This is a genomic window from Burkholderia sp. AU17457, assembly GCF_002223255.1.
Taxonomy (GTDB): Bacteria; Pseudomonadota; Gammaproteobacteria; order Burkholderiales; family Burkholderiaceae; genus Burkholderia; species Burkholderia sola.
Genome location: NZ_NKFB01000008.1, coordinates 741,498 through 760,525 on the forward strand (window position 1 = coordinate 741,498; position 19,028 = coordinate 760,525).

The 19,028-nt window shown below is 69.4% G+C and carries 14 protein-coding genes; 4 read left to right on the forward strand and 10 right to left on the reverse strand.

All coding sequences use genetic code 11. The features are described from left to right. Nucleotides 1-15: 15 nt before the first annotated feature. From CFB49_RS33325 to xylA, 9 genes are all read right to left on the reverse strand, one after another. On the reverse strand, nucleotides 16-1,398 hold the full coding sequence (locus CFB49_RS33325) for a sigma-54-dependent transcriptional regulator (protein WP_089493508.1): 1,383 nt from the start codon (nucleotides 1,396-1,398) through the stop codon (nucleotides 16-18). Next, complete coding sequence (locus tag CFB49_RS33330; protein ID WP_089493509.1) at nucleotides 1,380-2,870, reverse strand: sensor histidine kinase; 1,491 nt, start codon at nucleotides 2,868-2,870, stop codon at nucleotides 1,380-1,382. Before CFB49_RS33330 ends, CFB49_RS33325 begins: the two co-directional genes overlap by 19 nt. 506 nt (nucleotides 2,871-3,376) lie before the next feature. Next, nucleotides 3,377-5,563 carry a LamG-like jellyroll fold domain-containing protein gene (locus CFB49_RS33335; protein ID WP_373453203.1) on the reverse strand — a complete coding sequence of 729 codons (2,187 nt, stop codon included), beginning with the start codon at nucleotides 5,561-5,563 and terminating at the stop codon, nucleotides 3,377-3,379. A gap of 422 nt (nucleotides 5,564-5,985) precedes the next feature. Then, nucleotides 5,986-6,303, reverse strand: coding sequence for a hypothetical protein (locus CFB49_RS33340; RefSeq protein ID WP_089493510.1), 318 nt, complete (start codon nucleotides 6,301-6,303; stop codon nucleotides 5,986-5,988). A gap of 37 nt (nucleotides 6,304-6,340) precedes the next feature. After that, nucleotides 6,341-7,552: a sugar ABC transporter permease gene (locus CFB49_RS33345; RefSeq protein ID WP_069620035.1), complete on the reverse strand. Its 1,212-nt coding sequence runs from the start codon at nucleotides 7,550-7,552 to the stop codon at nucleotides 6,341-6,343. Beyond that, the gene (xylG, locus tag CFB49_RS33350; protein WP_089493511.1) at nucleotides 7,549-9,108 is read right to left on the reverse strand and encodes a D-xylose ABC transporter ATP-binding protein; all 1,560 of its coding nucleotides are present in this window, start codon (nucleotides 9,106-9,108) and stop codon (nucleotides 7,549-7,551) included. The genes CFB49_RS33345 and xylG overlap by 4 nt, the downstream gene beginning before the upstream one ends. A gap of 65 nt (nucleotides 9,109-9,173) precedes the next feature. After that, nucleotides 9,174-10,202 carry a D-xylose ABC transporter substrate-binding protein gene (gene xylF, locus CFB49_RS33355; protein ID WP_069620033.1) on the reverse strand — a complete coding sequence of 343 codons (1,029 nt, stop codon included), beginning with the start codon at nucleotides 10,200-10,202 and terminating at the stop codon, nucleotides 9,174-9,176. 87 nt (nucleotides 10,203-10,289) lie between these two features. Beyond that, entirely contained in the window at nucleotides 10,290-11,768 is a 1,479-nt protein-coding gene (xylB, locus tag CFB49_RS33360; protein WP_089493512.1) for a xylulokinase, read from the reverse strand. A 4-nt stretch (nucleotides 11,769-11,772) separates the two neighbouring features. Further along, on the reverse strand, nucleotides 11,773-13,095 hold the full coding sequence (gene xylA / locus CFB49_RS33365; RefSeq protein WP_089493743.1) for a xylose isomerase: 1,323 nt from the start codon (nucleotides 13,093-13,095) through the stop codon (nucleotides 11,773-11,775). A 267-nt stretch (nucleotides 13,096-13,362) separates the two neighbouring features. Here xylA and CFB49_RS33375 point away from each other — a divergent pair, with 267 nt between their 5' ends. Together CFB49_RS33375 and CFB49_RS33380 are read left to right on the forward strand one after the other, a co-directional pair. Further along, nucleotides 13,363-14,556, forward strand: a complete 1,194-nt coding sequence (locus CFB49_RS33375; protein WP_089493513.1) for a XylR family transcriptional regulator — start codon at nucleotides 13,363-13,365, stop codon at nucleotides 14,554-14,556. Between the two features lie 27 nt (nucleotides 14,557-14,583). Continuing rightward, on the forward strand, nucleotides 14,584-15,672 hold the full coding sequence (locus CFB49_RS33380; RefSeq protein WP_089493514.1) for an aldose epimerase family protein: 1,089 nt from the start codon (nucleotides 14,584-14,586) through the stop codon (nucleotides 15,670-15,672). A gap of 108 nt (nucleotides 15,673-15,780) precedes the next feature. On the opposite strand, the gene CFB49_RS33385 is transcribed toward CFB49_RS33380, so the two are convergent. Beyond that, nucleotides 15,781-17,943: a heavy metal translocating P-type ATPase gene (locus tag CFB49_RS33385; protein WP_256979945.1), complete on the reverse strand. Its 2,163-nt coding sequence runs from the start codon at nucleotides 17,941-17,943 to the stop codon at nucleotides 15,781-15,783. Between CFB49_RS33385 and CFB49_RS37020 the strand changes: the two genes are divergently transcribed. Continuing rightward, nucleotides 17,843-18,340 (forward strand): hypothetical protein, encoded by a 498-nt coding sequence (locus CFB49_RS37020; protein WP_249190469.1) that lies wholly within the window; start codon nucleotides 17,843-17,845, stop codon nucleotides 18,338-18,340. The genes CFB49_RS33385 and CFB49_RS37020 overlap by 101 nt on opposite strands. Then, nucleotides 18,334-18,951, forward strand: a complete 618-nt coding sequence (locus CFB49_RS33390; RefSeq protein WP_069620028.1) for a VTT domain-containing protein — start codon at nucleotides 18,334-18,336, stop codon at nucleotides 18,949-18,951. The genes CFB49_RS37020 and CFB49_RS33390 overlap by 7 nt, the downstream gene beginning before the upstream one ends. Nucleotides 18,952-19,028 lie beyond the last annotated feature (77 nt).

A 19,028-nucleotide genomic window follows, 5' to 3' on the forward strand; every position in this document is an offset into this window, starting at 1 on the left:
GTCGAAACGGCGCGACTAGTCGTCGCGCTCGATCCCGAGATTCGCCATGCGCGCATAGAGCGACTGGCGGCCGATGCCGAGCTGCCTCGCGGCCTCCGCACGATTGCCGTTCGCGCGCTCGAGCGCGTGCAGGATCGCCGCGCGCTCGACCGTCGCCAGCGCATCGGGCAGCGGCATGTCGAGCAGGTGCGCCGGCACCGCCCCGGCGCCCGACTCGCGCGCCGGCACGGCGGCCAGGCCGAGATCGGCCGCGCTGACGGCCGGCCCGGGGGCGAGCGCGGCCGCGCGCTCCATCACGTTGCGCAGTTCCCGCACGTTGCCCGGCCAGCGGTGATCGAGCAGCGCGCGCTGCGCGTCGTTCGTCAGATGCAGCGCGCGCGTGCCTGCCGCGCTGCCGAGGAAATGCGCGGCGAGCGGAAGGATGTCGGCCACACGCTCCGCGAGCGGCGGCAGGTGCAGCGGAATGACGTTCAGCCGATAGAACAGATCTTCGCGGAACGTGCCGTTCGCGACGGCCGCGGCGAGGTCGCGGTGCGTCGCAGCCACGACGCGAATGTTGATCGCGGTCGGGCGATCCGCGCCGAGCGGCATCACCTCGCGCTCCTGCAGCGCGCGCAGCAGCTTCGCCTGCATCGCGGCGGGCATGTCGCCGATCTCGTCGAGAAAAAGCGTCCCGCCGTCGGCTTCGACGAGCCGCCCCGCGCGATCGGCATGCGCCCCCGTGAACGCGCCGCGACGATGCCCGAACAACTCGCTTTCGAGCAGGTCGGCCGGGATGGCCGCGCAGTTGACGGCGACGAACGGCCCCGCATGCCGGGCCGATGCGGCATGCAGCACGCGGGCCGCCACCTCCTTGCCCGTGCCCGTCTCGCCGGTCACGAGCACGGTCGCGTCGCTCATCGCGGCGCGGCCGACCTGCTTTTGCACGTCGCGCATCGCGGCGCTCACGCCCAGCAGTTGCGGTCGGTCCGCCGAAGGTTCGCCCGCGAAACCGTCGTCGGACGGCGCGAGCGCGGGCGGCTGATTCGCCGACACGATGCGTTCGAGCAGTTGCGCGATGTCGCGACGCCCGATCGGCTTCGTCAGGTGATCGAATGCGCCGAGCCGCATCGCTTCGATCGTGTTGTCGCTGGTCGCATGGGCCGTCAGCATGACGACCGGAATCGCGGCCAGCGCAGGGTCGTCACGCAGTTGCGCGAGCACGGCCAGCCCGTCCAGATCCGGCAGGCGGAAATCCAGAAAGATGCATTCGATACCGTTGCCGCCGCCGTCGCGGAGCGTGCTGAGCGCGGCGCGACCGGTTGCGGCCTCGACGACCCGATGACCGAGATCGGCGAGCGTTTCGGCGAGGCTGTCGCGAAAGGCCGCGTCGTCGTCGACTATGAGGATGTTTGCCATGGAATTTCAATCACGAATGCGGCGCCCCCGTCGAGGCGCGCGTGCCCGCCGTGCGCCGCCGCCACTTCGCGGACGACGGCAAGGCCGAGACCCGTGCCGTCCGCGCGGCCCGTCACGAACGGCTCGAAAATCCGCTCGCGCTGCGCGGCCGGCACGCCGGGGCCGCTGTCCGATACGGTGATGCGCAGCCAGTCGCGCCCCGCGAACGCACGCCGCTCGGCGGCGAGCGTGACCGCACCGCCGTCGCCCGCGTGGTACAGCGCGTTGAGCAGCAGATTGTCGAGCGCCCGCCGCATCTGGTCGGGATCAAAAGCGGGACGATCCGACGGCCACGCGAGCCGTTCGGCCTGCCCCGCGAGCGAGAACGTCAGGTCGATCGCTTGCCGCTGCGCGAGCTCGCGATGCGCGTCGACGACCTGCGCGAGCCACGCGTCGACGTCGACACGTGTCGCATGCGGGCGCACCGGCTGCGTCAGCGCGAGCAGGCTCGACAATTGCGCATCGACGCGCTCGATCTGCGCGAGGATCACGCGCAGTGCGTCCTGCTGCCGCCGGCCGTCGCCCGCCAGTGCGTTTTCCGCCTTCAGCCGCATCGCGCCCATCGGATTGCGAATTTCGTGCGCGACCTGCGCGGCCAGCTTGCCCAGCATGCCGAAGCGCTCGGCCTGCGCGAGGCGCGTACGGAGCTCGTCGGCCTGCTGTTGCAACTGGTCGGCGCGCCGCGCCCGCTCGTTGAACGCATCGATGACGCGGTCGAGATCGGGTTCGCCGACGTACGGCAGCTGATGCTCGCGACCGCCGGGCCCCAGCCCGCTCTCGATCCGTGCGAGATTGCGCTTCCATCGGCGCAGCGCCACGGCCAGCGCCGCCGCGATCGCCAGAATCACCGCGAGCACGGCCGCGAGGCCCGTGGCCAGCAATTCCCCGTGCCGGCCCAGCGGCGGGCGCGCACGCGTCAGCATCCACACGTAGAGCCCCGATCCGCCGCGTACCGGGCAGGCCGCCGCGATCACCGCATCCTGCGCGCCTTCGACGACGTTCGCCGTCGCGGCATGCGTCGCGGCCGCAGCGCGCAGCGTGCGGAGGATCAGCGGCGTTTCCGCTTCCGGAACGTCGTGCTTGACGCCGCTGCCCTGATAGGTGGGAAAGGAGTACGCGAGAAAGCCGCTCGCCGCCGGGGCGGCGCCGGGCATCCAGAACCCGCCCTCCATGTCGGGCGCACGGGACAGCACCATGTCGAGGATCGCGTGCATCAGCTCCGGAGCGGGCCCGGCGCCTGCCGACGCGGAAGACGCACCGTAACGCGACGCGACTGCTTCGCATGCCGACGCGCCGGCGGCCTTCGCGCTGGCCACCTGCTGACTCTCGGCGGAACTCGCCGTGACCCAGACGACCGCGACCAGCGTCGCGCAGAGCGCCGCGACGAGTGCCCAGAGCATGACGAGTTGGGTGGAAAACGACGGACGCTTCATCGGATCGGGCTGGCGGTTGAGGACGACAGAATAGCGTATTGCATGTCATGCGAAGCCGTCACGATCGCCATGCACGGTGGCGAATCCCGACGATCGCAAGCGCCTGGCGCGCCTTGCCGCCATCGACATACGCGTTCGCAGTCACCCCTTGCGCCGGGCCCCGCCGTTGCTGCCCGACGCGTGCCCGTCGCTCGCCAGTGCCAGTCCACACGTCGTCAGGCGCGCGGACTCGCTGACGGAAAGGGAGGGTCGGCCTCGATGCTCGGCAAGATCCTCTGCATGCAGTGCCACGGGAAAGTCGAAAGGGCCGCGCCAGTTGACGCCCTCGATACGAGCGCGAGCGATTCGCGGAAAGCCCTCGGCCGGCCCCGGCTATCGCCATGATCGTCGACCGTGATCAGGCTTGAAGATACCTGACCGGAAAATCGCACGGGAGCCAAAGGAAGGCGCCCCGACGCCGGAAATCCGGCGTCGGGCGTCTCGCGCCATCACAGCGTGTGGCGCGCCTACCGCGCAAGCGCGGCGACTTGCGCCGCCGTCAGCGCCCCGTGGTACACGCGGAAATCGCTCACGAGGCCGTCGAAGGCCGGATCGGCCGCGAACTGCGAGCGCCCGATCCAGTTGTTCGCGGTCGGGCCAAGCCGCCACGGCGCGAGAAACGCGTCGGTCGCGCTGCCGACGGCTGCGCCGTCGACATAGAGCGTGGCCGTCGTCCCCGCCAGCGTGACTGCCACGTGCGCCCACTGCGCGGCACGCAACGGCGCCTTCGCATCGATGCGCCGCTCGCCGTGCGGCCCGTTGACCGTGATCGCGAAGCGCAGCGCGCCGGTGTCGGCCAGCGGCGTGAGCATCATGTAGCGCCCGGTGCCGGCGCCGAAGTCGAACACCCGCGACCACTTGCGCACGGTGCGCGCGCACACCCATGCCGCGACCGTGAAATCCGAGATGTCGGCCAGCACGCCCGCCGCAAGCGCGACATGGCTGCCCGCACCGTCGAGCGACAGCGCATTGCCGTTGCGCCCCGGCGCGAACGCCGCCCCGCCGACCAGCGCGCCGGGGTGCCCGTTGCCGCTGCGATCGGCGGCGGCGACGCCGCGCGATTCGTCGAACGGCAGCCAGATCTGCAACTGCTGGCCGGTCACCACGCGCACCTCCGCGGAATGCTGCGTTTCACCGGTCGATGTGGTTGCGCTCACAACGTAATACCAGGTGCCCGCGGCCGGGCTGTCCGTCCACGTCAGCGGGTCGACGATGCCGGCCGCCACGGTGGTGTACGGGCCGCCCGACGCCGCGCCGCGCTTCACGGTGTAGTGCGTGCCGTTCGCCACGCCCCACCACGACAGCACCGCGCGCCCGGCGCTCGCATGGGCGGTCAGCCCGCTCGGCGCGGACGCTGGCGCGGCCGGATCGCGCGTGTACATCAGCGTGCCGTAGCCGAGCTGGTCGTAGCCGCCGCTGTTCGGCCCGTAGTTGCCGCCGCCGCCCTCGGGCTGCGCCGCGAGCGCGAAGCGTTTCGACCACGGCGCCGCGAGCCCCTTGCGGTTCACGTAGTGGTTGTATACGAGCGCCCAGCACGGCCGGACCCCGCCCTGGCCGCCGGTCGCGAACTGCGTTTGCGTGACGTTCACGTTCGAGTAGGTCACGTAGGGCACGTCGAAGAACGGGCCGTCGGGCGATTGGCGCAGGTTCGCTTTCGCGACGTATTCGGCGCCGGCAAGAAAACGGTTGTTGTCATGGCCGTACAGATCGACGCCCTGGTTCCACGCCATCTCGCAGATCGCGCCGGCCAGCGCGATGCCGAGGGTGTTGTGCCCCTGGTCGCGGCCGCTCTCCTGCCACTGGCCGAGATGGCCCGGATGCAGGTAATACACCGCCTGCGGTATCGCGCCGTTGCCCGGCCCCGCGCGGAAATAGTCGATCGCCTCGTCGAACAGCGGACGGTCGTCGCACAGCACGCCGATCGCGAGGATCGACGCGATATTGCACAGATCCCAGTTCGCCCAGTAGTGCGTGATCTCGGTATTGTTGTGGCGATGCAGGAAATCGGTGTTGATCGGGTAGAACACGGTGCGCATCATCCGCTGGAACGCGGCGAAATCCGCCGCCGCCCAGCCCGGATAGCCGCGCATGATTTCGCCGGCATTCGCGAACTCGTAGCCGTACAGCCCGGCCGCGAGGTCGACGTTCGAATCGCCGCCCAGGCGCTTCAGCGTCGCCGCCCATTCGTTCATGATCCGCACGGCCGTGTCCGCATACAGCTTGTCGCCGGTCACCTTCCAGCGCAGCGCGCACGCATAGGCGGCGGCGACGTCGTTGTACAGGATTCCATAGTTCTGCGGCCCGCTGCCGCCGCGATCGATTTCGACCTGCGGCCGCGGCTGCCACGACCGGCTTGCGTGGCTGTTCGCGATCAGCACCGACCAGCCGTCGAACCACGGCTGCGCGTGCGTCATCACCTTTTGCGCGACGCGATCGAAATCGGCCTGCGTATGCAGTAGGCCCGGATGGACGAAGGCCGCCGTCGAGCCCGGCGATACCGCGGCGAATGCGGCGCTCGCACCGCCGAACGTCCCGCCGCAGGCGAGCATCGCCAATGCGCCCAGACTGTGGAGAAACGTGCGCCGCGAGAGCGCATCGTCCGACATCCACTCGGGTCGCGAAGCGTCGCCCGCGTTGTCCTTCATCCGTTTCATGCCGCTCATGCGTCTCCCTTGGTCGTTGCGGCCACGCCCGCGCGCGGCCCTGGGTTCGAACTTCATCGAAAGCGTGCCGCTGTCGCCGGGCGTCCCGGCACCGCGAAGCGGAGGGCCGTCGGTCAGGCATCTGCCGCAGCGTCCCCGCTTCGCCCGCACCAGCGGCTCCGGCCGCCACACGTCATGCCATCCTGAACGCAAACGATGACAGTGGCGGGAAGCGGCGGCAACCGCGCATGGTGCGCGTCAGGACCGGGTGGGTCAATTACGCGTTGTAAGGAAACGGCCGCGTCACACGCGACTCGAGGAATCCTCGTCCCCCGATCGGCGTGCGATTCGATGGATTCGCCGCGTTGAACGTCGACCGCGCGGCACGCGTGGCGCTTTCGCCCCGCGGCCGGCGCGCGGGGCCGCCTCGCCGTTCAGCGCCCGCCCGCGGGCACGGCGGCGCGCTGCGACGCGCCGTCCCGCTCGATCCGCTCGACGACGCGTGCGAGCCGAATGATGTCGGTCAGCGCGAAATCGGCCGCATCGGGCCGCGGCCGGCCGCACTGGTCGGCCATGCGCATCGCGAACGCGAGCGCTTCGGAACGCTCGCGCAGCAGCGCGCGCAGTGCATCCGCGATCACCTGGCGGTCGCGCGGGTCATCGAGGTCCAGCACGGAACCGGCATCCGGCATCGCGAACGGCCCGGCCACCCGCACGGAAACATCCGGCACGCGCATCGTGTCTCGTTCCATGGTCTGCCTCTTCGTCGACTCGCGACCGGCCGGCGCGTCACCGCCGGTTCGACCGCGACACCACGTCGATCCACACCGCGAGCACCAGCACCGCGCCCTTGACGATCATCTGCCAGTACGCGTCGACGTCGAGCATCGACATCCCGTTGTCGAGGCTCGCCATCACGAGCGCGCCGATCAGCGCGCCGTAGACGGTGCCCGACCCGCCGCGCATCGACGTGCCGCCGATGAAGCACGCGGCGATCGCGTCGAGTTCGCCCATCGAGCCGGCGGACGGCGACCCGGCCGCGAGCCGCGCCGTGTTGACGAGGCCGGCAAACGCGCACATCAGCCCCATCAGCGCGAAGATCACGAGCTTCACGCGATCGGTATCCACGCCCGACAGCCGCGTCGCCTCCAGGTTCGATCCCACCGCATAGATGCGCCGGCCGAACACGGTCTGCGTCGCGATCCACGAGAACACGCCGAGCAGCACGAGCAGCAGCAGCACGGGCACCGGAATGCCGCCGTAACGGTCGAGCGTCGCGACGAACGCGAACAGCACGGCGCCCGCGCCGACGATCTTCGCGACGTCCTGCCACAACGGCGCGACCGTGAGCCGGTAGCGCCGCCGCGTGCCGCGCTGCCGCACCACCAGCAGCGTCGCGACCACGAACAGCAGCACCGCGAGGCCGTCCCCGGCGACGCGCGGCAGATAGCCCTGCCCGATGAACACGAAGCCGTCCGACACGGGTGCGATCGTCGAGCCGCCGGTTACGCCAAGCAGGATGCCGCGAAACGCGAGCATCCCGCCGAGCCCGACGATGAACGACGGCACGCGCCGATAGGTCGACCACCAGCCGTTGAAGAGCCCGATCAGCACGCCGAGCGCGAGCACGGCCGGGACCGTCGCCGCGACCGGCCAGTGGCGGTTGACGTCGAGGATCGCGGCAACGCCGCCGAGCAGCCCGAGCAGCGAGCCGACCGACAGGTCGATCTCGCCCGCGATGATGACGAACACCATCCCGCACGCGAGCATGCCGGTGATCGACATCTGCCGCAGCAGGTTCGATACGTTGCGCGGCGTGACGAACGCGCCGTCCGTCAGCACCGAGAAGAACGCCCAGATCGCGACGACCGCGAACAGCAGCGCGAGCACCTTGTAGCGCGTGAAGACGTGGCGCAACGCCAGCCGCGGCGCGCGCCCGTCGGGACGACGCGCATCCGTATCCGGCGTGGCCGGGGTCGAGGAAGACAGTTCGGAATTCATATCGCACTCGCTGCGGTGGGTTCGGCGGGCAGCCGCGCGGGCTTCAGCGCGGCGCCGAGAATCTGTTCCTGCGTGAGGTCCCGGTTGACGAAATCGCCGCGCAACTCGCCTTCGCCGATCACCAGCACGCGATCGGCGAGACCGAGCACCTCCGGCAGCTCCGACGAAACGACGATCAGCGCGACGCCGCGCTTGGCCAGCGCGAAGATCAGCCGGTAGATCTCCGCCTTCGCGCCCACGTCGACGCCGCGCGTCGGTTCGTCGAGGATCAGCACCTGCGGCTCGGTCAGCAGCATCTTCGCGAGCACCGCCTTCTGCTGATTGCCGCCCGACAGGCTCGCGATCGACAGGAACGGATGCGCGGCGCGCACCGACAGCCGCTGCATCTCGGTGCGGATCGCGTCGAGCTCGGCGGCCGCGTCGATCCGCCCGCGCGCCGCGAAGCGCTGCAGCACCGCCAGCGTGATGTTGTGGCCGACGCCGAGCTGCGGCACGATGCCGTGGCGCTTGCGGTCCTCCGGCACCATCGCGATGCCGGCGCGGATCGCGTCGGCCGGCGAGCGGATCGACAGCGGCCGGCCGTTCATCGTCACGGTCGCCGTGCACGCGCCCGGATATGCGCCGAAGATGGCCTGCATCAACTCGGTGCGGCCCGCGCCGACGAGCCCGGCCACGCCGACGATCTCGCCGCGCCGCACGCTGAACGACACGTCGTCGACGCGCTTGCGGCGCGCGTTCGTCACGTCGCGGCACGTCACGTGGCGCACGTCGAGCACGACGTCGCCGATCTCGTGCGGTTCGCGCGGATACAGGTCGCGGATCTCGCGGCCGACCATCATCGCGATGATCCGGTCGGTGGTCAGCGCGGCCATCGGCTCGGTCGCGACATGGCGTCCGTCGCGGATCACGGTGACCGTGTCGCACACGGCCGCCACTTCGTCGAGCTTGTGCGAGATGTAGACGCATGCCACGCCACGCCGCTTCAGGTCGCGCACGATGTCGAGCAGGATCCGCGTTTCCGACGCGCTCAGCGACGACGACGGTTCGTCGAGGATCAACAGCTTCGCTTGCTTGTTCAGCGCCTTCGCGATCTCGATCAGCTGCTGGTGGCCGCCGCCGTAGTTCATCACCGGCTGCGCGACGTTGATCGTGTCGATCCGCAGTTCGCGCAGCAGCTCCTCCGCGCGCCGGACCATCGCCGCGAAGTGCATGCGCCCGCCCGGCAGCGTGATCTCGTTGCCGAGGAAGATGTTCTCGGCCACCGACAGCTCGGGTACGAGCATCAGCTCCTGATGGATGATCGCGATGCCCGCGCGCTCGGTGTCGCGCACGCCGGACGCCACGAGCGGCGCGCCTTCCCAGCGGATTTCGCCGTCCCACGTGCCGTGCGGATACACGCCCGACAGCACCTTCATCAGCGTCGACTTGCCGGCGCCGTTCTCGCCGCACAGCCCGACGCATTCGCCGGGGCGCACGGTCAGGTCGATGCCGTCGAGCGCCTTCACGCCGTCGAATGCCTTGACGATGCCGCGCATCGTCAGCAAGGGTTCCGTCATTCGTTCATGCCTCGCAGTAAGCGCAGCCGCCGTCGCGGCGGCCGCGCGTCGCGTCCGTCGTCCGTTTACTGGCTCGCCAATTGGGCCTGGGTATAGAAGCCGTCCTTCACGACGACGTCGACGTTGCGCTTGGTCAGCAGCGTCGGCTGCAGCAGCACCGTGTCGACCTTCTTCTTGCCGTTGTCGTATTGCGCGTTGAACGCGGGCTTCGCGCCCTTCGCGAGATCGACCGCGAGCTTCGCGGCTTCGCTCGCGATCAGCTTCAGCGGCTTGTAGACGGTCATCGTCTGCGTGCCGGCGATTACGCGCTTGACCGCCGCGAGATCCGCATCCTGCCCGGACACCGGCACCTTGCCGGCCAGATGCTGCGCGGCGAGCGCCTGGATCGCGCCGCCGGCCGTGCCGTCGTTCGATGCGACGATCGCGTCGATCTTGTTGTTGTTCGCGGTCAGCGCGTCCTCGACGATCCGCAGCGCGGTCGACGCGCTCCATTCGGGCACCCACTGCTGGCCGACGACCTTGATGTCGCCGCGGTCGATCGCGGGCTTCAGCACCTTCAGTTGTCCTTCGCGCAGCATCTTCGCGTTGTTGTCGGTCGGCGCGCCGCCCAGCAGGAAATAGTTGCCCTTCGGCTTCGCGTCGAACACGCCCTGCGCCTGCAGCTCGCCGACCTTCTCGTTGTCGAACGAGATATACGCGTCGACGTCCGCGTCGAGAATCAGGCGGTCGTACGACACGACCTTGATGCCGGCCTTGCGCGCTTCGGCGACGACGTTGCCGAGCGTCTTCGAGTTGAACGGCACGATCACGATCACGTCGACGCCGCGCGAGATCAGGTTCTCGATCTGCGAAATCTGCCGCGCCTCGCTCGCGTCGGCCGACTGCACCGACACCTTCGCGCCGAGCTTCGTCGCGGCCGCGACGAAATAGTCTCGATCGCGCGACCAGCGCTCGACGCGCAGGTCGTCGATACAGAAGCCGATCTCGGGCTTGTCCTTGCTCGCATGAGCGAGCGGCGTGCCCAGCGCGAGAATCGCCAGCGCGGCGGCGCCGGCAAGCGAACTCAATACGGTACGACGCGTCACGGATTTCATGTCTCCACTCCTTGTTATGGAACCACTCACGAACCGCGGGCGGCCGCCGGATTGCACCGCCCGCATCGATTCACTGCAACGTGCGTGTCAAGCGCCCGTCGCAAACACCGGTTCGAGCGCACGATACAGCGCGCGAAACGTCGGCCGCCGCACATCGCGATACCACGCGTGCCGCGCGGGATCGGGCTCGCGCACCGCGACGACGGGCGGCTGCGGGCACACGTCGTCGAGCCGCGCATCGGGCTCGAGCGCGAGATGCGCAAGGCGCGCGGCGCCGAGCGCCGGCCCCACTTCGCCGCCCTCGCGCAACGTCAGCGCGCGGCCGCTCAGGTCGGCGAGCATCTGCGTCCAGTACGCGCTGCGCGAGCCGCCGCCGATCACGGTGATGCTGTCGGGGGCGAGCCCGGCCGCATGCAGCGCGTCGATGCCGTCGAGCAGCGCGAAGCCGACGCCTTCGAGCGTCGCGTTCGCGAGATCCGCGCGCCGCGTGTCCGGCGTGAGCCCATAGAACACGCCCTTCGCGTTCACGTCGTTGTGCGGCGTGCGCTCGCCGCTCAGGTACGGCAGGAACCACGGGCGGCTCGCGCGTGCGTTCTGCTCAGCATCGTCGAGCAGCGCCGCGACGCCGTCGTAACCGGCCAGCTGCGCGGTGAAGTCGACGCAGCCGGCCGCGTTCAGCATCACGGACATCAGGTGCCACGTATCGGGCAGCGCATGACAGAAGCTGTGCACCGCCGATTCGGGATTCGCGCGAAACCCGTCCGACACCGCGAAATACACGCCCGACGTGCCGAGCGACAGCAGCGCGTCACCGGGCCGCACGATCCCGACGCCGACCGCGCCGGCCGCGTTGTCGCCGCCGCCGGCCACCACCGGGATCTCGCGCAGGCCCAGCGCCCGTGCGACGGCCGGCAGCAGCGTGCCGGTGACGCGGTTGCCCTCGAATACGGCGGGCATCTGCGTGCGCGACAGCCCGCAGACGGCGAGCAGCGTGTCGTCGTAATCGCGCTTCGCGACGTCGAGCCATAGCGTGCCCGCGGCATCCGACGGATCGGTCGCGAACGCGCCGGTCAGCCGGTAGCGCAGATAATCCTTCGGCAGCAGCACGTAGGCGATGCGCGCGAACACGTCGGGCTCGTGGCGCCGCACCCACAGCAGCTTGGGCGCGGTGAAGCCCGGCATCGCGATGTTGCCGGCCACCGTGCGCAGCGACGGCGCGAGGCGTTCGAGTTCGTCGCACTCGGCGTCGGCCCGGCCGTCGTTCCACAAAATCGCGGGGCGCAGCACGTCGCCATGCGCATCGAGCAGCGTCGCGCCGTGCATCTGGCCGGTCAACCCGAGCGCGTCGATGTCGCGCGGATCGATGCCGGCCGAACGCGCATCCACCACCAGTGCGGCGAGCGCGCCGCAAGCGGCCTCCCACCAGTCACGCGGCGCCTGCTCGGACCAGCGCGGCTGCGGCCGGCTCACCGCAAGCGGGCGGCTTGCGCTCGCGCGCACCGCGCCGTCGCGGTCGAGCAGCACCGCCTTCACGCCCGACGTGCCGAGATCGAGTCCGATGTACATGGCGTCAGCGCAGCCCGTAGATCGCCTGGTTCACGATGTTCTCCAGCCGCTCCTGCGCACCGCTCGCATGCCGCGGGTCCACACCGCGCGCGAGCGCGTCGGCCGCCAGCGATTCCAGCGTATAGCCGCCCGACAGGATCTTGCGACCGAATACATCGTCCCACTGCGCGTAGCGCTGCCGGCGCAGCGCGTCGAGCCGGTCGTTCTCGACCAGCACCGCCGCGCGTTCGAGCGCGAGCGCGAGCACGTCGATCGCGCCGACATGGCCGTAGAACAGGTCTTCCGGATCGATGCTCTGGCGCCGCACCTTCGCGTCGAAGTTCATCCCGCCGGTCGTGAAGCCGCCGTGGCGCAGGATCTCGTAGAACGCGAGCGTCAGTTCCTCGACGCTGTTCGGGAACTGGTCGGTATCCCAGCCGTTCTGCGGATCGCCGCGATTCGCGTCGACGCTGCCGAACACGCCGAGCGCGAACGCGTTCGCGATCTCGTGATGGAACGAATGGCCCGCGAGCGTCGCGTGATTCGCCTCGATGTTCACGCGGATCTCGTTCTGCAGCCCGTACTGCACGAGGAAGCCGTGCACGGTCGCGACGTCGTAGTCGTACTGGTGCTTGGTCGGCTCCTGCGGCTTCGGCTCGATCAGCAGCGCGCCCTTGAAGCCGATCCGGTGCTTGTGCTCGACCACCATCGACAGGAAGCGGGCGAACTGGTCGCGCTCGCGCTTCAGGTCGGTATTGAGCAGCGTCTCGTAGCCTTCGCGTCCGCCCCACAGCACGTAGTTTTCGCCGCCGAGCCGGTGGGTCGCGTCGAGCGCATGGCACACCTGGGTCGCGGCCCAGGCGAACACGTCGGGGTTCGGGTTCGTCGCGGCGCCGGCCGCGAAGCGCGGGTGCGAGAACAGGTTCGCGGTGCCCCACAACAGCCGCACGCCGCTCGCCTGCTGGCGCTCGCCGAGATAGTCGACCATCCGCGCGAAATTGGCCGCGTATTCGCGCAGGCTGTCGCCTTCCGGTGCGACGTCGGTGTCGTGGAACGTATAGAACGGCGTGCCGAGCTTCGTGAAGAACTCGAATGCCGCATCCGCCTTCTGCCGCGCGCGTTCGAGCGCATCGCCCGGCTGCTGCCACGGCCGCTGGAACGCGGGCTGCCCGAAGATGTCGTGACCCGGCCACACGAACGTGTGCCAGTAGCAGACCGCAATCCGCAGATGCTCGGCGAGCGTCTTGCCGAGTACGCGCTTCTCGGGGTCGTAATGGTGATACGCGAGCGGATTGTCCGACTGCGGGCCTTCGTAGCGAATCGCGGGAATATGTTCGAAATACGACATGGTGTCTCCGTGCAGGTTCTTGTTGCAGCGCAACGCGCGTCGCGGCGACGCACGCGGCCGAATTCGGTTGGCTGGATCGTGCCCCCGCGCCTGCCGGCCGGCAATTGCGAAATTGCGCAGCGCGCTTGATGTTTCTTGCCAGTCGTACGCGTGCGGCGCGCGTTCCGTCCTACAATCGCCGTACACCAGACACCGCGCGCCGCCTCCGCGAGCGCGCCCCCGGAGACAACGGCACCGCGCCCGCCACGCGCGCGCCCCGACACCGAGATGACACGCGCCCCATCCGCCCAGACACCGCACCGCATCGCGCTGCTGTTCAACGCGAACAAGGTCTACGACCGCGAAATCATCAGCGGCATCGGCCAGTACCTGCACACGACGCGCGTCGTGTGGGACCTGTTCCTCGAAGACGATTTCCGCTGCCGGCTCACCGGGATCGAGCGTTTCGACGGCGACGGCATCATCGCGGACTTCGACGACCCGGCCGTCGCCGACGCGCTCGCCGGCTCGCCGCTGCCGATCGTCGCGATCGGATCGTCGTACGAGGACCCGGCGCAGTACCCGGACGATGTCCCATATATTGCGACGGACAACCCGAAGCTCGTGTCGCTCGCCTATACGCACCTGATCGGGGCCGGCCTCGCGCATTTCGCGATGTACAGCCTGCCGGTCGCGCAGGAAAACCGCTGGGCGCAGCAGCGCGAGCTCGCGTTCGACCGGCTCGCGCGCGCGGACGGGCTCGACGCGCCGATCTACCGCGGGCTGTCGACCAGCGCGTCGGGCTGGAATCATGCGATCGAGCAACTGATCGGCTGGCTGCACGCGCTGCCGAAGCCGGTCGGCGTGATCGCCGTGACCGATGCGCGCGCGCGGCATCTGCTGCAGGCGTGCCTGATCGCCGGCATCGCGGTGCCGGAACAGGTCGCGATCATCGGCATCGACAACGATCCGCTCACGCGCACGCTGACGCGCATTCCGCTGTCGTCGGTGATCCAGGGCACAGAGGAAATGGGCCGCACCGCCGCGCACCTGCTGCACCGGATGCTGCGTGGCGCGCGCTTTCCCGGGCAGCGCATTCTCGTGCCGCCAGTCGGCATCAACGTGCTCGAATCGACGCGCCACCAGCCGCTGGCGAGCCCGCACGTGATGCGCGCCCGGCATTTCATCCGCCAGTACGCGTGCCAGGGCATCAAGACCGAACAGGTCGCCGACTATGTCGGCGTGTCGCGCTCGCTGCTCGAGGAGCACTTCCGGCGCGAACTGCAGCGCACCGTGCACCAGGAGATCCTGCGTCACAAACTCGAGGCCGCGCAGGCGCTGCTCGCCAGCCGGCAGGCGTCGAGCGCCGAAGTCGCGATCCGGTGCGGGTTCACGTCGCTTCAATACATGTACGCGGTGTTCCGGCGAGAACTCGGCTGCACGCCGCGTGAATATCAGGACCGCGCGGCCGCCACGAACTGACGCGCGCCGCCCATTCGACATCCACTCATGCACATCGATACCGATTCCTCCCCTCTGACACCCGGCGTGACGCGCGTGCTTGCCGAGCCGTGGGGCGCCTTGCCCGACGGCGAGCCCGTGCGGCGCTATACGCTGCGCAACGCGCACGGGATGCGGGTCGTCGTCAGCGACCTCGGCGCGACCGTCGTGTCGTGGCTCGCGCCCGACCGCACGGGGCGCTTGGCCGATATCGTGCTCGCGCACGACACGCCGGCCGAGTATCTCGACTCCGGCGCCTATCTCGGCGCGACGGTCGGCCGCTGGGCGAACCGGATCGCCGGCGCGCGCTTCACGCTCGACGGCGTCGACTATCTGCTCGACCGCAACGAGAACGGCAACCTGCTGCATGGCGGCGCGAACGGCTTTCATCGCGCGCGCTGGGACGTGCTCGACGATAGCGGCGGGCTGACGCTGCGGCTCGATTCGCCGGAAGGCGATGCGGGATTCCCCGGCAACGTGAGCGTGCAGGTGCGCTACACGCTCGACGACGACGGCACGCTGACGATCGACTATTCGGGGTGGACCGACGCGCCGACGCCGCTGAACCTGACGAACCACAGCTACTTCAACCTGAACGGGCGCGCGGGCAGCGACGTGCGCGGCCATCTGCTGCACATCGACGCCGACGCGTTCCTCGAAGTGGACGACGCGCTGATCCCGACCGGCACGGCCGACGTGACGGGCACCGCGTTCGATTTCCGGCAAAGCGCGCCGCTCGGCGCGCGCCTCGACTGGCCGCATGCGCAACTGGCGCGGGCGCGCGGCTTCGATCACTGCTACGTCGTCGGCAACGGCGCGCGCGAGGTCCGGCCCGTCGCACGGATCTACGATCCGGAAAGCGGCCGCGAACTCATCGTGTCGACCGATCAGCGCGGGCTGCAGCTCTATACGGGCAACTATCTCGACGGCCTGCGCGTGAGCGGCGGCACGCGCTGCGTGCAACACGCGGCGCTGTGCGTCGAGGCGGGCGGTTTTCCGGATCAGGTCAACATGGACGGCCTGCGCGACGACGTGATCGTTCGTCCGGGCGACGTGTATCGGCAGACCACGCGGTATCGGGTCGCGGTTCACGCATAGTGCGGGCAAGCGGCATCGTCGGCACAGGGGGCCGCGCCGACATCGACCGCTGCTGCATGATCCGGCTTTCGTCGCGCAGCGCGTGCGCGACGCGTTTCGACGCCGTCGTCACGCATCCGCGCCGACGGCGTGGAACAGTTCCTCCTCCTGCGCGCAATGCAGACGTACGATCGCCTCCAGCCCGTACAGCACGCGTTGTATCGCCTGAACCTGCATGGCGTCGGCTCCGTCGCGCGGCAGGTCCGCGACCATCTGCCTGAGCGACCGGACCAACGTGAAGATCTCCCGGTGTGCGCCACTCATTGCCGCGAGCGGATCCTCGCCGCCGAGTAACGGCGCAAGACGCGCGTAGACCTCCAGGTCGTCGGCGCGCTCGTGCGGCAGCAGCCGTTGATCCAGCGCGTCGACGACATCGACAAGCTCGCTGGCGATGCCGGCTCCGGATAGTTGCGGCAAGCGGCCCGCGAGCGCCCTGATCCGGTCCAGCAACGGCGACAATGCCGCGTGCTCGCGCTTGAGTTGCTCGACGTCGACATCGGCCAGCCGGGTTTCCGGCGGCCGCGGGCGCACAAGCAACACGCGCAGCGCATTGACGATCACGACGACGTCGACGACTTCCTGAATGACCGCACCGGCAATCGGCGGCAGGAATCCCGCCGCCGCAATCGCCATCGCGACGGTCGACAACGACATGCCGATCACCACGCTCTCGAGCGCGATCCGGCGCGATCGACGGGCGATGCGCATCGCATCCACGAGTCGATCCAGCCGATCCACCAGCAACACCACGTCGGCGGCTTCGGACGACGCGGCCGCGCCCCGCGCGCCCATCGCGATGCCGACATCGGCCGCCGCCAGCGCCGGCGCGTCGTTCACGCCGTCGCCGACCATGATCGTCACGCCCTCCTTGCGTGCGGCCTGGATCGCGGCGAGCTTGTCCGCCGGCGTCTGTTCGGCGCGCACGTCGGTGACCCCGAGCAGTTCGCCGACGGCCCGGGCAATGTCGCGCCGGTCGCCGGTCAGCATGACGAGGCGCTCGACGCCTTCGCGTTTGAGCAGCCGTAACGCCCGCGGCGTTTCCAGCCGCACCTGGTCGGCCATCTGGATCGCGCCGACCATGACGCCATCGACGCCGACGAACACGGCGGCCCCGCCCTCGTTGCCGACCCGCTTCAGGAATGCTTCGCTCCACGGGGCATCCGCCGAGCCGGCGCCGACGTACCCGAACTTGCCGATCCTGACGGTCCGGTTGTCGACCCGGCCGGTCACGCCCTCGCCGGCCGTTTCCATGACAGCCGACGGCGGCGACAGGTGGATTTCGCGTTCTCGCGCCGCGACCGTCAGCGCGTCGGAAATGACGTGGCCCGACGCCTGGGCCAACGATGCCGCGAAATGCAGCACGTCGTCCGTTCCGATACCGGCGCCGCATTCGATCGCCACGATGCGTGCGCGCCCGCCCGTCAGCGTGCCGGTCTTGTCGAAGAACAGGATCGTTGCCTGCGCAAGACGTTCGAGCGCGCCCCCGCCTTTGACGAGGATGCCGCGTTTCGAACAGCGCGACAGGCCGGACACGATCGCGACCGGCACGGCGAGAATCAACGGGCAAGGCGTGGCGACGACGAGCACGGCGAGCGCGCGAGCGACGTCGCCGGTCAGCAGCCACGCGATGCCGGCGACGAGCAGCGCGGCGAGCACGAAGAATGCGGCGTAACGATCCGCGAGACGCACGGACGGACCGCGCTCGTGTTGAGCGCGCTCGACCATGCGGACGATGCCTGCGAACGTGCTGTCGCCCGCCGTGGTGCGGGCGACCATTTCGAACGGTGCGCCTGCGTTGACCGCGCCGCTGCAGGCGTTTTCCCCCGAACGTCGCCGCTGGGTGGACGACTCGCCGGTCAGCATCGATTCGTCGAGCTCCGCGTCGCCGGTCAACGTGCCGTCGACCGGCGCGCATTCGCCGCTACGCACGAGCAGCCTGTCACCCGGAATGATGGTGTCCGGCGCAACGGAACGCCATTCGCCGTTCTCGAACCGGGTCGCCTGCCGGGGGGCGCGACCGAGCAGCGCGGTCATCTCGCGTTGCGCGCGGTCTTGCGCATACCGCTCCAGCGTCCGGCCGCTCGCCAGCATCAATGCGACGACCGCAGCCGTCAGCGTCTCGTCGAGCGCGATGGCCAGGCCGATTGCCAGCCATGCGAGCACGTCGATGCCGGCCTGCCGTTTCACCACGGCCCTTGCAAGCGAGACCGTCAACGCGAGCAAGACCGGCACCGTTCCCAGCAGCCATACGACCCTCGCGAGCGAAGGCATACCGAAGGCCACGCACATGCCGCCTGCCGCGAGCGTAACGGCCGCCAGAACCAGCAACGCGAGATCGATCGACCAGCGGATACGAGACATGACCATTTTTCCAATTGCCGTGCATGGCGGGTTCGCCGCCTTCGGTTCCGGTTGCGGTTGCGGACGGCCGGTTGCGGACGGCCGGTTGCGGACGGCGTGGCATCAGTCTAGGAAACACCGCGGTTCGACCGTTGACCTGCGTCACGGCGAAGCGCGTCACGCGAACGGCCGGCATGGCGCGTTGCTTGACGTGAGTCAAGCGGCCGGCGCCTTTCGTCAGCACAATCGAAGCGTGACGCCGGAGCGCCTGGGATCGATATCGTGCTGACGCTGGCTGTACTCTTCGTGCTGATTCTTCTACTGAATCTCATGCCGGCGTTCGCCCCGCCGACGTGGATGGCGATGTCGTGGGTCGGGTTCAACCTGCCCGACGGCAATCCGCTGGTTTTTGCCGTCGTGGCGGCCGCCGCGGCGACCCTCGGACGCGTCATCCTGGCGACCTTCGCCAGGTCGCTCGTGCGCTCCCGCTGGATGCGCGACGCGGATCGCGAGAACATCGACGTCGCCACGCAGTGGCTGCGCAAGCATCGGACGCTCACCGTCGGTGCGTTTTTCTTCTATGCGCTGAGCCCGCTTCCGTCGAACTACCTGTTCATCGCATACGGCCTTTCCGGATTGCCGCTCAGGATCATCGCCGCGGCGTTCTTCGTCGGGCGCGCGACGACCTATGCGATCTGGGCACACCTCGGCCGCTTTGCGTCGACCAGTCTGGACGTGGAATCCGGACTCGAAGGCAGTTACCTCGGCGGATACTTCGTCGTCACGCAACTGGCGTTGCTCGGCGTCGTGTTCGCGTTGATGAAGCTCGATTGGCGCGCGCTGCTCAACGAACGCCGGTTGACGTTCCGGCGCGGCCATCCTCCGCATCGCGCGGAGTGACACCCCGCATGCGCGCCCTGGCGATCGCCTGCGCCGGCCGACCGACCGTTGCAGCTCGTCGCACAGTCTGTTCGTCG